The organism is Actinomadura sp. ATCC 39365, assembly GCF_054392275.1.
The window spans coordinates 2681955-2696735 of sequence record NZ_CP184335.1 but is presented as its reverse complement, the minus strand read 5'-3'; the positions used below and the strand labels follow the sequence as shown (position 1 = coordinate 2696735).

Here is a 14781-nt window from a genome sequence, read left to right as displayed (position 1 = left end):
CGTATGGCGAATGGCGCAAGGGGGCCGGATCACGGCGGAACAGTGGGTGGACGCGGCGTACGCGCGGTTCACCAAGATCGGGCTGGACTCGGTGCGGGTCGAGGCCGTCGCCCGCGACCTCGGCACCACCAAGGGCTCCTTCTACTGGCACCACGCCGACCGCGGCGCGCTCGTCCGGGCGGTCATGGTGCGCTGGGAGGCCGAGGAGACCGAGCACATCATCGCGGCCGCCTCCGCAGAGACCGAGCCGCGCGCCCGGCTGCGCGCCCTGTTCGGCACGGTCGCGGCCCGCGCGGGGCGGCGCGGCGGCGAGAGCCGCCTCTACCTCGACGCCGAACGCGAGGGCGTCGCCGACATCGTCACCCGGGTCACCCGCCGCCGCGTCGACTTCGTCGCCGGGCTTCTGGTGGGGCTGGGCTTCGACGAGGAGGAGGCGGAACGGCGCGCGCTGCTCGCGCTGGCGGTGGTGCTCGGCCTCCAGCAGCTCGAACGCGGCACACGACCGCACATCCCGCTCGACCACACACTCCTCACGGAGACCGCCTTCACGATGGCCGTCACGCCACCGCGCGCCCAGGGGGAATGAGAGGCGATCGCGGAGGTCCGTCGGGGCCGCGCCGGGACCTTCGGGGGATGTCGGGCCGCCGCTGAGCCGTTCACACGTGCGGCCCCCTCACACGTGCGACCCCTCAGACGTGCGACCCCTCAGGCCAGCCCGTTCGGGCGGTGGTTGTCAGGCGTCTGAGCCGTTGCGCTGGAGTTCCAGGAAGTCCTGGTCGCAGCTCAGGCGGTAGCCGTCCGGGGTGCGGAAGTGCTCCTGGAGGTAGGCGGCCACCTCGTCCATGGCGGGCGGCTGCGACAGCGGGACGACGTTCAGCATGAACTGCGCGACGGCCAGGGCGGTTTCCAGGTCGGGCATGGTGACGGAGGCCGGGTCGGTGCTGATGCCGATCTCCCACTCGGTGCCGGCGGTGGCGGCGAAGGCGCGTCCGAGGGCGTCCAGGTCGTAGCGGTGGCCGGTGAAGCGGCGCAGCAGGCGCATGCAGTCGCTGTCCGGGTTCTGCATGACGACCACGACGAAGCCGCCCTCGGCCGTCCAGGAGGCCAGCCTCTGGAGCTGGCGCAGCCACGACTGCTGCGGCAGGTAGTACAGGACGTGCGCGCACAACACCAGGTCGGCCGTCTCCGCCGGATCGGCGGTGGCGATGTCCTGGCTGAGGAGCGTGGCCTCGGGACACCGGCGGGCCAGCTCCGCCCGCAGGTGCTCGTTCGGCTCGATGGCGATCGTCCGGTCGAACCTGGGGGCCAGCCACGCGGTGGTCTCGCCCGTCCCCGCGCCGGCGTCGACGAACGTACGGCGGTGGGGCAGCCGTCCCACGATCCGGGCCAGTTCTTCGCGGGCCCGGATCTTCTGGTCGGTGTGGGCCAGGAAGGTGGCGAAGGCGGCGTCGTAGGCCGCGCTCATCGGGTCGAGGATGTGCACGATGGGCGGCTCGGCGTTGCTGTCGGTCATCACGGTCCCCGGCATCACAAGTCGGTCACTTTCAGCTTATGGAGCACCACTCTACGTTCACGGGTGTCCGGATCGGTGAAGCGGTGGACCGTGCCGGGCGGCTGCCCCTGGATGGGCTCCAGGGGCGAGACGCCGGGCTCAGGTGTCGAGATGCCTGGGCGCGGGCTCTGGCGTCGAGAGGGGCCGGGGGTGAGGCGAGGCGGGTTTGGGGGCAGGCCGGTGGGGGTGGTGAGGGGATGCCGCGGGACCTCCCATGGGGGTTCGACGGGGGGTGACGGTGCTGCGGTGGCAGCAGGTCGGCCGGCGAACCCCAGCAGTCGAGGCGCGGGCTGAACGCAGCACTTCGCCGGTAACCGAGCAACGGCACGCCAACCAGGGGGTGCCGAAGCCGCCGAGAGCGGCAACCTGAGGGCCGAAGGCGCCTCTCCAAGGTGGGCTCCAGCAAGCCCACCCGGTAACCAGGCAACGGGACGGGTGGACCATAGTGCCGAAGGGGCCCGGGGTTGGGGACCATGGGCGCCGAAGGCGCCGGGGGCGTCAGGCGCCGCCTCGTCCCGCCCACTTGATCTCGTACGCCCCCAGCGTCACCGCCTTGCCGTCCACCGTGGCCGTCACCTCCCGGTCGGACGTGTTCACCATGACGACCTGCTGCTCCTGCGCCAGCACCTTCACCTTCGGGTCGGACGACGTCACCGCGCTGTCGAGCCGCGCCCCCGCCGGGAACCACCGGGTGAACCCGCTCAGCAGCCCCGCCATCGGCATCTCGTCCCCCCGCCCGGGTACCCAGAGGCAGCCGTCACACTGGCCCGTCCCCTTCACCTGCGGGTTCCAGTACAGGGCGGTGGTGACGCCGCTCCTGGCGAACTCCATCAGCGCCGCCGCCTGCACGGCCGTGCGCCGCTCCTCGCTCCAGCCGGAGTTCTCCGGCTCGACGTACCATTCGGCCCACCAGACGGGCAGGTCGTCGCTCTTCTCCCGCAGCCACTTCGTGATCGCGCCGAACTTGCCGAGCGCGCCGAAGTCGTCGGGAACGTTCCCCTTGTCGGTCGTCATCGAGGCGCCGTCCACGACGATGAAGTCGGCGCCCTTCTTGTTCTGGATCCAGTACTCGATGGCGTCGAGCGCCCGCTGGTCGACGGTCCCCCACGGGCCCTTGAGCTCGGAGGGCCCGCCGCCCGAGCCGCTCTCGATCGGCATGTACGGGCCGCCCACCTTGATCTGCGGGTCGACCTTCTTCAACGCCGTGTAGACCTTGTTGTAGAGCTGGGTGTACCCCTCGGCGTCCCAGCGGTTGGTCGAGGGGTCCCAGAAGCCCTTGAACTCGTTCCACACCATGTAGTACTTGACGGTCGGGTACTGCCGGGCCACCCGCGCGGCCAGCTTGGCGTAGTCGTCGAAGTGCTCCGGCTTGGGGGCGACGGTGTGGTTCTTGCTCCAGTCGGTACGCCCGGGCTGCCCGCCCTTCATCCAGTCGGGCGCGCAGCACAGGGTGATCACCGGCACCGCCCGTGACGACGCCATGAACGTCAGCCGCCGGTCGAGGTCGCGGAAGCTGAACTGGCCGGGGCTCGGCTCGGGGTTGCCCACGCCCCAGCCCATGATGTGCTGGTTCTGCAGCATCGGGACCCGGCCGAGCATGCCCCTGGCCTGTTCGACGACCTGTCGCGGCTCGGTCTCGGTGCTGTACTGCGTGTGCGTGATGCCCCACCGGGGCCAGTCGTGGAGCACGGGCGGCTGTTCGAGCCGCGGCGGCGCCTGGGTGGGCCCGACCTCGGCCACCTCGCCGCCCCGAAAGCCCTCGCGCGAGCTCGACCGCATGCCCGCGTAGACCATGATGCCGACGACGAGCACGACCGCGAGGACGCCGGCCCCCAGGGCGATCGGCCATGGCGACCGTTTGCGCGCGTGTCTGCCCTCGGTGGGAATCACGGAACGCTCCTTACCATCACGCAACGTACAAAGGCCAGGCAGTGCCCGGCCCTTATGACGGTAATCGTTCCGCTTGCAGCAGACTTGCCATCAATCGGAAGCGGGTGGGCGCTGACCGCCCGCGGGTCCGGGAACCCCGGAGTAACGGTACGGCACCGGCTGCCTACCCGGCTGCACGATGAGCAGGGTGCCCGGCGTCTCGGCGTAGAAGGCGGACTCGACGGCGGCGGCGACGTCCTCGGCCGTGAGCAGCGGGAATCCGGCATCGACGAACATCTCCCGCGCGGCGGCCACCAGCGGAGTGTCGGTGAATCCGGGGCAGACGGCGTTGATCCGGATGTTCTGCTGGGACAGCGGCTCGGCCAGCGCCCGGACCAGGCCGACGACGGCGTGCTTGGTCATGGTGTAGATCGGGTCGCCGGCGAAGGCCACCAGCCCGGCCAGCGAGGACGTGGCCACGATCGCGCCGCCGCCCGACCTGGCCAGCAGCGGCACGCTGGCGCGCACGCCGAAGACGACGCCGTCCACGTTCACGCCGACGACCGCGCGGTAACGCTCCAGGTCGAAGGCCGCCAGGTTGACGCCCCCCGAGATGCCGGCGTTGAGGTGCACCAGGTCGAGGCGGCCGTACCGCCGCTCGGCGAGCGCGACGGCCTCCAGCGAGGCTTCCTCGGTGCTGACGTCGGCGGCCAGCCACGCGCCGTCGACCTCCTTGGCCACCCGCTCGACGCCCTCGCCGTCGCGGTCGACGAGGACGCACTTCGCGCCGCCCGACGACAGCCGCCGGGCCACCGCGGCGCCGATGCCGCTGGCCGCTCCGGTGATGAGTGCAACTGTGCTCATGGGGCTCCTTGCGGGGTCAGGGCTGATCGAGCATGCGATGGGCGCGGGAGATCAGCGTCGGCACGGCCGCGCCGATGCGGTCGAACCCCTCCCCCACGGTCTTACCCTGCTTGAACCTGGCGTGGATACCCTCCACGATCACCGCGAGCTTGAAATTGCCGAAAGCCGCATAGAACCCAAGGTCTGAAATATCGCGACCTGACACCTTTGTGTAGTGGGCGGCGAACTCGGCGGCGTTCATGAACCCCGGCGCCACCGTCACGTCCCCCGCCACGGGGATGCGGGCCCGCTCGTCGTCCCCGCGGTCGTGCCAGTACGTCAGCGTCAGCCCCAGGTCGGCCAGCGGGTCGCCGAGCGTGGACATCTCCCAGTCGACCACGGCCATGATCTCGATCTCGGCCGGCGGCGGCGCCAGGCGCACCAGCGTGTTGTCCAGCCGGTAGTCGCCGTGCACCAGGGTGCTGTCGGAGGTGGCGGGCAGCCGCTCGCGCAGCCGCCGTACCAGGCTGTCGTAGTCGGGCCGGTCGGCGGTCTTCGACCGTTCCCACTGCTGGCACCACCGGTCGAGCTGCCGGGCCAGGTACCCCTCGGGGCGGCCGAAGTCGCCGAGCCCCACCTCGCGGTAGTCCACGGCGTGGATGGCGGCCAGCACCTCGGCCAGCCGCTCCGACAGCCGCCGCGTCTGGGCCGGCGTCGGCTCGCCCAGCTCGTCCCTGGTCTGGACGGCGGCGCCGGGGACGTACCCCATGAGATAGAACGGCGCCCCGACCACGTCCTCGTCGGCGCAGAAGGCGACGGGCTCGGGCACCGGTACGGGCGTCGGCGCCAGCGCGGAGATGACCCGCCACTCCCGCCGCATGTCGTGGGCGGTGGGCAGCACGTGACCCAGCGGCGGCCTGCGCAGCACCAGCCGGCGCTCGCGCGCCTCCACCAGGTAGGTCAGGTTCGACCTGCCTCCGGAGATCAGCGAGACGGACAGCGGCTCCCCTGCGTCCGGCACGTTCCTGCCCAGCCACGACACCAGTCGCGGCCAGTCGATCCCTGGTACGGTCATGGACACACATTAGAACGCCACTCGGTCCTGAAAGCCAGCTGAGAGTTGCATAACAGTAGGCCCGGCACATCCCAGGCATGGATGCTCATCCTTTAACCTGGCCATACACCTCTGACCGCACGCTGGTCAGGTTGTGGTAAGCCGACAGTAGGAGCCCATGCGCGTCACCGTTGCCCACCCTCGCGATCTGGGACAGCCCGAACTCAGCCGATGGCGCGCCCTGCAGGAGTCCGACGCCGCCTTCGACAACCCCTTCCTGTCCCCGGAGTTCACGGTCACGGTGGGCGAGCTCCGCGATGTGGTCCGGGTGGCCGTCCTGTACGACGGGCCGGACATCGTCGGCTTCCTCCCCTTCGAACGCCATCCGCTGGGCATCGGCAAGCCGGTCGCCGCGGGGCTGACCGACGCGCAGGGCCTGGTCCACGCCAAGGGCCTCGACCTCGACCCACGCCGGCTGATCAAGGCCTGCGGGCTGTCGGTCTACGAGTTCGACCACCTGGTCTCGGGCCAGCCGCTGCTCGACGGGCGGCACACCACGCACCCCTCGCCGATCATCGACCTGCGCGACGGCTACGGCGCCTACACCGAGACGTTGCGGACGCGGTCCGGCAAGACGTACAAGTCGACCCTGGCCAAGTCGCGCAAGCTGCAGCGCGAGTCGGGGACGGTGCGCCACGACTACGCGATCACCGACACCGGGCCGCTGCACACGCTGCTCGGCTGGAAGACCGACCAGTACCGGCGTACCGGGCGCACCGACCGGTTCGCCCAGCGGTGGATCGTCGAGCTGGTCGAGCGGCTGCTCGCGACCCGGTCCGACAGCTTCGCCGGCGTCCTCGACATGGTCTACGTCGACGACGTGCCGGTGGCCGGGCACTTCGGGGTGCGCACCCGCACGACGCTGGCCGGCTGGTTCCCGGCCTACGACACCTCCTACGCCAAGTACTCCCCCGGGCTCATCCACCACCTGGCGATGGCCGAGGCGGCCGCCGCGTCGGGCGTCCAGGTCATCGACATGGGCCGGGGCGAGAAGGAGTACAAGGAGAAGCTCAAGAACGGCGAGCTGGAGGTCGCCGAGGGCCGGGTGGCCAGGGCCGGTGTGGCGGCCGGGGTCCACTGGATGATGCGGGTGCCGGTGCGCAAGACGCGGGCCACGGTGATGGCCAATCCGCTGCTGCTCAAGACCGCGGACAAGGCGTTGAAAACCTTTGGGCGATTGCGTACCGTCCTACAAGGGTGAGACTCATCGCGGAGCGCACCGGGCGGCACTGCCTGTGGCTCCCATCCAACCGCCTCGGCCTCTACCTCGCGCTGCGCCACTGGTGCCTGCCGGGTCAGCGGCTGCTCATATCTCCGGTCTCGGCCGACGAGATCCTCTTCCTCGTGCTGGCCGCCGGTCTGCGCCCGGTGATCGCGCCGCTGTCCCCGCGTGACGGCAACATCGACGTCTCCCGTGTCGACCTGTCCACGGTGGACGCCGTCCTGACGACGAACCTGTACGGCCTGCCCGACCAGGTGTCCGCCTTCACGGGAAAGATCCTGATCGAGGACGTGGCGCACGCCCTGGAGACCGCGCCCGGCGGGCGCCCGCTGGGCACGTTCGGCCAGGCGGGGGTCTTCAGCCTGTCCAAACATCCGGGCGCGGGCTCGGGGGGCGTGCTCGCGGTGACCGACCGCGCCGACCTCGAAGCGCTCGAACGCGCCCGCGACGAACTGCTCGTCCCCGGCGCGCTGCGCGCCGACCTGTTCAGCGTGGCCACCTCCATGGCCCGGCAGGCGGCGCTCAGGCTCGACCTCGTCCGCCCCGCGCTCGCGCTCATGCGCGCCCTCGGCATGCAGGAGGAACGCGAGGGCTACCGCATCGCCCTGGAGCCCGACGCGCTGGAGCTGGCGCTCAAGCAGGTGCCCGCGCTGCCGCCGTTCGACCCGTGGGTACGCGCCGACCTGGCGGCCTACCGCGCCCGGCGTGGGCGGCTGGTCCGCTGGTACCAGTCCAGGCGTCTGGCCAAGGTGCCCGGCGAGCGGGCGCGGCGGCTGGCCGGGATCGCCCGGCTGGCCGAGCTGCCCACGGTGGCGCCCGCCGTGCGGGACCACCTGGACCAGCCGCTGTTCCGCGTCCCGCTGCTGGTGCGCGACAGGGACGCGGCCATCGCCGCGCTGGAGCGCCGCGGGGTGGCCACCGGCTACCTGTACGACCCGCCGTACGACGAGTACGCCCTCGGCTTCACCGACGCCTCGCCGGACCCGGGCCCCGCGCGCTGGTGGGCCCGGCACGTGCTGCCCGTGGACCCGCTGTACGCGGCCCGCTCGCTGCCCGTCCTGCGTGGTCTGGAGCCGCCTATGTGGGGTCCGCGCGAAGCAGCCTGAGGAACGCGCGCAGCCCGGTGATGATCTCCTGGTTGTCGTTGAGGCCGTCCACGGTCTCCTCGAAGCGGCGGGCCATCAGCGTGATCCGGCGGTCCAGGTCGTGGTCGGCCCGTTCCAGTCCGGCCCTGGCGGCCGCGAGCTCGCCGCCGATCTCCTCGACCTGCCGGGTGAGCCGTTCCGAGGCGGCGGACAGCTCCTCGACCTGGTCGCGCAGCGCGATCACGTCGAGGCGAGGGTAGTGGACCTCGCGTCCCAGCGTCCTGACCCGTTCCCGGAGGTGCCCGACGTAGGCCCCGGCCGGCCGGAACGCGGTGGCCAGCAGGTAGAACCCGGCGAAGTAGTAGCCGATCTGCCGCCCGGAGAAGAACGTGACCACCGCGACCACGACGGCCGAGACCACGTGCCCGGCGATCGCGAGGACGAGCATGCGGCGGGCGATCGTCCTGGCCTCCTCCTCACCGCGGGCCGGGACCTCGATGCCGGACTCGCGGGAGACCGCGATGTCGCGCACCACCTGCCGGGCGGCGAAGGACAGGTTCCACGGGAAGGTCAGCAGGACGACCAGCCAGATCAGGCAGATCGCGCCCAGGCCCAGCGACAGGAGGGTGGACAGGGGCACGCCCGCGTACAGGACGAGCCACGCGGTGACCGCCGTGACGATCAGCGAGGCCGGCAGGAGCCAGGGTTTCATGCCCGCAACCCTGCCGATGGCGACCCGGCGGCCACCAGCGCTCAGATACTCAATCCGTTCTGAGCATCCCGGATCAGGCCGGCCAGCACCGCGCAACCGCGGCGGACGTCCCTGAGCGAGGCCGAGCCGTAGCCGAGGACCAGGCCGTGCAGGCGGGCGCGGTCGTGGTGGTGGCGGTCGGCGGGGTCGAGCAGCACGCCGCGCTCCCTGGCCCGTTCCACGACCTCCTGGACGTCGCCCGCCGGCAGCTCGGCCAGCACGTGCAGGCCGGCGGTGTCGCCGCGCAGGCGGCAGACCGGGCCGAGGATCTCCACGACGGCGGCCCGGCGGCGGGCGTACTCCAGGCGCATCCTGCGCAGGTGGCGGTCGAGGTCGCCGCGTTCCAGGAGGGTGGCGACGGCCTGCTGGACCGGTCCGCTGGTGCGGTCGGAGACCATGCCGCGGAGGGCGGCGATCCGGCTCACCAGGTCGGGCGTGCCGACCAGCCAGCCGACGCCGACGTCGGGGGCCAGGGTCTTGGACAGCGAGCCGAGCAGCACGACGCGGGTGGGGTCGAGGCCGTAGAGGGCGGGCAGGGGGGCGACGTCGTAGCGGAACTCGGCGTCGTAGTCGTCCTCGACGATCGTGGCGCCGGTGCTCCTGGCCCAGGACAGCAGACGTTCCCTGCGCGGGATCGGCAGCCGGCCGCCCAGCGGGTACTGGTGAGCGGGGGTGGTGTAGAGGACGCGCAGGTCGCGCGGGAGGTCGTCGACGATCACGCCGTCCTCGTCCACCGGGCAGGGCACGACCTCGGCGCCCCTGGCCGCGAACACCGTGCGGGCCACGTGGTAGCCCGGGTCCTCGACGCCCGCCCGTCCGCCGCCGGTCAGCAGGGCCAGCGCGCACAGGTCGAGCCCGTTGCCGGTGCCCCTGGTGACCAGGACGTTCTCCGGGCCGACGGCCATGCCCCCGGCCCTGCGCAGGTGGTCGGCGAGCAGCTCGCGCAGGCGCGGCAGGCCGTGCAGGTCGGGCGAGTCGCCGGGCGGCAGCTCGCCGGCCCGGCGCCAGGCCCGCTTCCAGGCGGCCCGGTCGTAGTCGCGCACCCACGGGTCCCCGGGGCGCAGGTCGATCCACTCGCCCTCGGGGCGGCGGGCGGGCGGCGCCGGTTCGTACGGGCTCTCGCGCGGCGGGACGTGCGACTCCATGGCCGCCACGAACGTGCCGGACCCGTGGCGGCCCTCCAGCCAGCCCTCGGCGTAGAGCTGCTGGTACGCCTCGGTGACGACCGTCCGGCTCACCTTGAGCTGGTCCGCCAGCGCCCGCGTGGACGGCAGCCGCTCGCCCGGCGCGAGCGCGCCGCCCATCATGGCGTGCCGCAGCCAGCCGGCGAGCTGGGTGGTCAGCGGGACGGCCGAGTCGCGGGACAGGGATACCGGCAGGTCAATGTGGGTGCGCACGAAAGTGGTCTCTAGGAAGGGTCGGTTAGTGGCCCTACAGGATAGGTCCACTTCGCGACTAGCGTCGAATCATGCTCTCCTCCACCCCGCGCACGACTCTCGGCCGAGAGAAGCACCGCGGCAGCACCGACCGGAACGATCTCTACGCCGTGCTCGACGCCGGGCTCGTCTGCCACCTGGGCGTGGTGGCCGACGGCCATCCCATGGTCGTGCCCACCGGCTACGGCCGGATCGGCGACACCCTCTACCTGCACGGCTCCACCGGCGCGCGCTCGCTGCGGGCCGGCGACGGCACCGAGGTGTGCGTCACCGTCACCCACGTGGACGGCATCGTGCTGGCCCGCTCGGTCTTCAACCACTCCGTCAACTACCGTTCGGCGATCGTCTACGGCCGTGCCAGGCTGGTGAGCGACCCCGACGAGCGGCTGGCGGCCCTGCGGGCGCTCACCGAGCAGCTCGCCCCCGGCCAGTGGGACTACGTCCGGCCGCCCACGCGCAAGGAGCTGGCCGCCACCGCCGTGCTGGCCCTGTCCCTGGCGGAGGCGTCGGTCAAGATCCGCGGCGGGGCGCCGGACGACGACGAGGAGGACTACGCGCTGCCGGTCTGGGCCGGGGTGCATCCGCTGGTCACGACCTGGGGCGAACCGCAACCGGATCCGGCACTTCCAGAAGGTATCGATATACCGGTTCACATCCTCCGTCGGGAGTAGTTCCATGAATCCGGAACCACCTGGCAAACCCGACTCCTTGATCACGCGTCTCATCAGGTGGGCCGGCTCCTGATGGGAGAGGGCGATGGAGTGGAGTGCTCCCGGTTACACGGAGATCAGACAGCTCGGCGCGGGCGCGAGCGGGCGCGTCGTGCTGGGCGTGCACGACGAGACGGGCGTGAAGGTCGCGATCAAGTACCTCGCCGAGGCGCTGTTGCGCGACCCCGCCGCCCTGTCCCGCTTCCAGGCCGAGGCGCGGGTGCTGACCTCGCTGCGCGACCCGAACATCGCCACGATGTGGGAGTACATCCAGGAGCCGAACGGCGCCTGCATCGTGATGGAGCTGGTCAACGGCGTCTCGCTGCGCGCCCTGCTGCGTGAGAACGGCACGACCGAGCCCGAGGCGGCGCTGGTCGTGCTGAAGGGCTCGTTACTGGGCCTGGCCAGGGCCCACGGGTCCGGGGTCGTGCACAAGGACTACAAGCCGGAGAACGTGCTCGTCCGCGACGACGGGACGAGCAAGCTGGTGGACTTCGGCGTCGCGGTGCCGCAGGGCACGGCCACGCATCCGGAGGGGACGCCGCCGTACATGGCGCCGGAGTTGTGGGCCGGCCGGCCCGCCTCGCCGGCGACGGACGTGTACGCGGCCACCGCGGTCTTCTTCGAGTGCCTGACCGGGCACCGGCCGTACCGGTCCACCGAGCCCAGCGTGCTCGGCTACCAGCACGTGCACGCGCCGGTGCCCTTCCACGACGCGCCCGAGCCGGTCCAGGAGCTCGTCCGGCGCGGCCTGGCCAAGGAGCCGCGGGACCGGCCGCCGAGCGCCCTGGCCTTCGTCGAGGAGCTGGAGGCCACGGCGCGGGCCGCGTACGGCGAGGACTGGGAGGAGCGGGGCAGGCGGCGCCTGGCCGCGCTGGTGGCCCTGCTGGCGCTGCTCCTGCCGGCCCCGCCGCAGCCCACCCCCGAGGTCACCACGTCCCTGGCCAGGACGGTCTTCCGCGGGCTGCGTTCCAACGCGGTGCGGGTGGGCATGGGCACCGCGCTGGTGGCGGTGGTGACGGTGGCGGTGGTGGTCGCGCTCGCCGCCCGGCGACAGCCGTCCGAGCAGCCGGTCGGCGCGGCCGTCGCGGTGCCGCCGGCCACGACCGAGGCGGTGACCGCGCCGCCGAGCACGGCCGAGGCCGTGGTCGCGCCGCCGACCACGCCCGAGGCGACGCCGCGGACCTCTCCCGAGGGGCCGCCGTCGCCGGCGTCCTCGCCCGAGCTGCTGCCGCCCCCGACGACGACCTCCAGGCCGCCCGCCACCACCCCGGCGCCGCGCACGCCGACGGCCGGGCCGACGAGGAAGCCGACCAGGACCGCCACGCCGAAGCCCCCGGTGACGCCCACCCGGACCCCGACGCCGACCCCCGAACCGACCCCCACCCCGACGCCCACGCCGACCCTCACCACGACGCCGACGCCTGTCGCGACCGTTCTCGGGGTGAGCGTGGGTGACGTCACGGTCGACGGCGACGGCGTCGCGCGCGCCTCCGTCACCGTCCGGACCGCCGGAGGCGCCCCCGTCACCGCCACCGGGACGTGGACCGCGCCGGGCGGCGACGGCCACGTCCAGCGCCTGCGGCTGAGCGGCGCGACGTCCTACACCCGCGCCTTCACCTGGGACATCGGCGAACGGCCGTGCGGCAGGACCGTCACGCTGACCGTCGTCACCTCCCCCGCCGCGCCGGGCGGCGCCCGGTCGTCCTCGGTGTCGGTGCCGGCCTGCCCGACGCGGGTGAGCGGGCTGCGCGTCTGGCTGGCGATGCCCGCCGCGCCGGGACTGACCGCGCGTGCCCAGGTCGGCGTGACCGCCGACGGCACCGGCGCGATCCCGGTCGAGGCCGCGTTCGCGGTGGACGGCGAGACCGTCGGCACCCGTACGGCGAGCCTGTCCGGCCGGACCTCCTACTCCCGCGTCCTCACCCACGCCTTCCGCGCGCGCCCCTGCGGCTCCACCCTGTCGGTACGGGTCCGCGCCGGCGACCGCGTCCGGACCGCCCGCGCCGAGGTCACCTGCCCGCCCGCCGTGCGGCGGGTCTCGATCGTCAGGGCCGGGCTGGGCGAGAGCGGCCTGGTGGCGACCGTCTCGGTGGTCACCGCCGACGACCGGCCGGTGACGCTGGACGTGGGGTTCCTGCTCGGCGGCGAGCCGGCCGGCTCGGAGCGGGTCACGCTGTCCGGCGACACCACGTACACCAGGACGGTGAGCCGGGCGCTCAGGGCCGTCCCGTGCGGCACCACCTGGACCGTCACGGCGAGCACGACGCCGGAGGCGGCCAACGGCTCGGACCGGGTGAGCGGAAAGACCCCAGAGTGCCCCAGAGAGACACCGAAGCCCGAAGAAACCCCAAAACCACAGGAAACACCCAAACCGCAAGAATCCCCACAACCCGATAAGCCCGGCACGGTGGACTAACCTCGCAAATTCGGCCATATCGGCATATCGGTGGCGGGAAAGCCCTTCCCTCTGGTTAAGCTACGCAGCGTTTGATGCGGGTGGGGGCCCGAATGACTCCAGAGGAGACCGTTATGTACGGCGAAGGGCAGTGGGGGGTCCCCGGCTACACCGAAGTCCGGGAACTGGGCAGCGGTGCCGCCGGTCGGGTGGTCCTGGCCACGCGCGACCACGACGGCGTGGAAGTCGCCATCAAATATCTCAATGACGAGCTCAGGTCCGACATGGGCTTCGTGGCCAGGTTCCGGCACGAGGCCCGGCTGCTCGGCACCCTGCAGAGCTCGCACCACGCGCGCCTGATCGACTACGTCGAGTCCGGGCAGGGCGCGGCGATCATCATGGAGCTGATCAACGGCGTCTCGCTGCGCGAGATCCTCCGCTCCGAGGGGCCGACCGGGGCCGAGGCCGCGCTGGTCGTGCTCAAGGGCTCGCTCCAGGGGCTGGCCGCCGCGCACGCGATCGGCGTCGTCCACCGCGACTTCAAGCCCGAGAACGTGATGGTCCAGGGCGACGGCGTCAGCAAGCTGGTGGACTTCGGCATCGCGGTCCGCGCCGGCGAGGGGGCCGGCGCCGCGGGCACGCCGCCGTACATGGCGCCCGAGCAGTGGGCGGGCGGGGCCGCCGGGCCGGCGACCGACGTCTACGCCGCCACCGTCGTGTTCTTCGAGTGCCTGACCGGCACCCGGCCCTACCGGGCGCCCAACATCGCCGCGCTCGCCCGCCAGCACCAGAGCGCGCCGCCGCCCGTCGAGGAGGTGCCCTCGGCGCTCCAGAGCCTGGTCGAACGCGGCCTGGCCAAGCAGCCGGGCGAACGGCCACCGTCCGCCGAGGCGTTCCTGACGGAGCTGGAGGCCATCGCGGCCGAGGCGTACGGCGCCGACTGGGAGGAGCGCGGACGCCGCCGCCTGGCCGCGCTCGCGGGCCTGCTGATCCTGCTGTTCCCGAGCCCCCTGCACGATCCCGCCGAGACGCAGACCGCGCTCACCGAGAGCCGTTTCCCCGACCCCGCCCGCCTGCTGAGCAAGCTCTCGGCCAAGGTCGCGATCGGCGCGGTCGCCGTGGGCGTGGTGGTGGCCGTGGGCGTGATCCTGGTCAACTCCTCCTCCGACGAGCCGGTGCTGCGGGCCCAGACGAGCGAGGTCACGCCCAGCGCGACCGACCCGGTGATCGACGAGGAGCCCACGGAGGAGGAGCCGACCGCGACGCCCGAGGAGAGCACCCCGGAGCCGGACCCGACGCCGACCTCCGCGGACCCGGCCGTCTCGACCCCGCCGCCCGTCCTGCCGACGGCGACGGCGAGGGCGACGGCCTCGCCGTCCAGGACGCCGAAGGCGACCCCGACGCGGAAGCCGACCAGGAGGCCGGTCAGGACGCCGAAGCCGACCCCGACCGACTCCTCCGAGCCGGACATCACCGGCAGGAGCAGCACGAGCAGCGACGGCAGCAGGCCCACCTCGGCCGCTCCCACGCCCACCAGGACCTCCGCCCCGCCCACCAGGACGCCCCCGACCAGGACGCCCCCGACCAGCCCGGCGCCCTCGGAGACATCGCAGACGCCGACAAGGACCTCGACCGACGACGACGGCGGCGGAGGCGGCGGCACCGAGACGCCCACTCTGGACACGGTGGGCAAGGCGCAGGCCGGACTCCTCGCGCTCGGCCTGATGACGTCCGGCGCGGTTCCGGTCACACTTGCGGTGAAACGTCGCATGGCAGGACGCCACAGAAAGCGTCGCTAGAC

At 72.6% G+C, this 14781-nt stretch carries 12 protein-coding genes; 6 read left to right on the top strand and 6 right to left on the bottom strand.

What is annotated here, in order from left to right; translation table 11 throughout:
* Positions 1-10 precede the first annotated feature (10 nt).
* Positions 11-586, top strand: coding sequence for a TetR/AcrR family transcriptional regulator (locus ACNF49_RS13545; RefSeq protein WP_482943853.1), 576 nt, complete (start codon positions 11-13; stop codon positions 584-586).
* Between the two features lie 147 nt (positions 587-733).
* On the opposite strand, the gene ACNF49_RS13540 is transcribed toward ACNF49_RS13545, so the two are convergent.
* From ACNF49_RS13540 to ACNF49_RS13525, 4 genes are all read right to left on the bottom strand, one after another.
* Entirely contained in the window at positions 734-1513 is a 780-nt protein-coding gene (locus ACNF49_RS13540; RefSeq protein ID WP_482943852.1) for a class I SAM-dependent methyltransferase, read from the bottom strand.
* A 537-nt stretch (positions 1514-2050) separates the two neighbouring features.
* Positions 2051-3442, bottom strand: coding sequence for a GH39 family glycosyl hydrolase (locus ACNF49_RS13535; RefSeq protein WP_482943851.1), 1392 nt, complete (start codon positions 3440-3442; stop codon positions 2051-2053).
* Between the two features lie 90 nt (positions 3443-3532).
* Complete coding sequence (locus tag ACNF49_RS13530; protein WP_482943850.1) at positions 3533-4285, bottom strand: SDR family oxidoreductase; 753 nt, start codon at positions 4283-4285, stop codon at positions 3533-3535.
* Between the two features lie 16 nt (positions 4286-4301).
* The gene (locus ACNF49_RS13525) at positions 4302-5339 is read right to left on the bottom strand and encodes a phosphotransferase family protein (RefSeq protein ID WP_482943849.1); all 1038 of its coding nucleotides are present in this window, start codon (positions 5337-5339) and stop codon (positions 4302-4304) included.
* Positions 5340-5496: 157 nt separating this feature from the next.
* On the opposite strand from ACNF49_RS13525, the gene ACNF49_RS13520 reads away from it, so the two are divergent.
* Positions 5497-6579: a GNAT family N-acetyltransferase gene (locus ACNF49_RS13520; protein ID WP_482943848.1), complete on the top strand. Its 1083-nt coding sequence runs from the start codon at positions 5497-5499 to the stop codon at positions 6577-6579.
* Positions 6576-7706: a DegT/DnrJ/EryC1/StrS family aminotransferase gene (locus tag ACNF49_RS13515; protein WP_482943847.1), complete on the top strand. Its 1131-nt coding sequence runs from the start codon at positions 6576-6578 to the stop codon at positions 7704-7706. The genes ACNF49_RS13520 and ACNF49_RS13515 overlap by 4 nt, the downstream gene beginning before the upstream one ends.
* Here ACNF49_RS13515 and ACNF49_RS13510 read toward each other — a convergent pair.
* Both ACNF49_RS13510 and pdxR read right to left on the bottom strand, forming a co-directional pair.
* Positions 7678-8397 carry a hypothetical protein gene (locus ACNF49_RS13510; protein WP_357978389.1) on the bottom strand — a complete coding sequence of 240 codons (720 nt, stop codon included), beginning with the start codon at positions 8395-8397 and terminating at the stop codon, positions 7678-7680. The two genes, ACNF49_RS13515 and ACNF49_RS13510, sit on opposite strands and share 29 nt — an antisense overlap.
* Positions 8398-8438: 41 nt before the next feature.
* A complete protein-coding gene (gene pdxR / locus ACNF49_RS13505; RefSeq protein WP_482943846.1) occupies positions 8439-9833 on the bottom strand; it encodes a MocR-like pyridoxine biosynthesis transcription factor PdxR in 1395 nt (464 codons plus the stop codon).
* 71 nt (positions 9834-9904) lie between these two features.
* Here pdxR and ACNF49_RS13500 point away from each other — a divergent pair, with 71 nt between their 5' ends.
* From ACNF49_RS13500 to ACNF49_RS13490, 3 genes are all read left to right on the top strand, one after another.
* Positions 9905-10543, top strand: a complete 639-nt coding sequence (locus tag ACNF49_RS13500; protein ID WP_482943845.1) for a pyridoxamine 5'-phosphate oxidase family protein — start codon at positions 9905-9907, stop codon at positions 10541-10543.
* Positions 10544-10628: 85 nt separating this feature from the next.
* The gene (locus ACNF49_RS13495) at positions 10629-13001 is read left to right on the top strand and encodes a serine/threonine-protein kinase (RefSeq protein WP_482943844.1); all 2373 of its coding nucleotides are present in this window, start codon (positions 10629-10631) and stop codon (positions 12999-13001) included.
* 113 nt (positions 13002-13114) lie between these two features.
* Positions 13115-14779, top strand: coding sequence for a serine/threonine-protein kinase (locus ACNF49_RS13490; RefSeq protein WP_482943843.1), 1665 nt, complete (start codon positions 13115-13117; stop codon positions 14777-14779).
* Positions 14780-14781 lie beyond the last annotated feature (2 nt).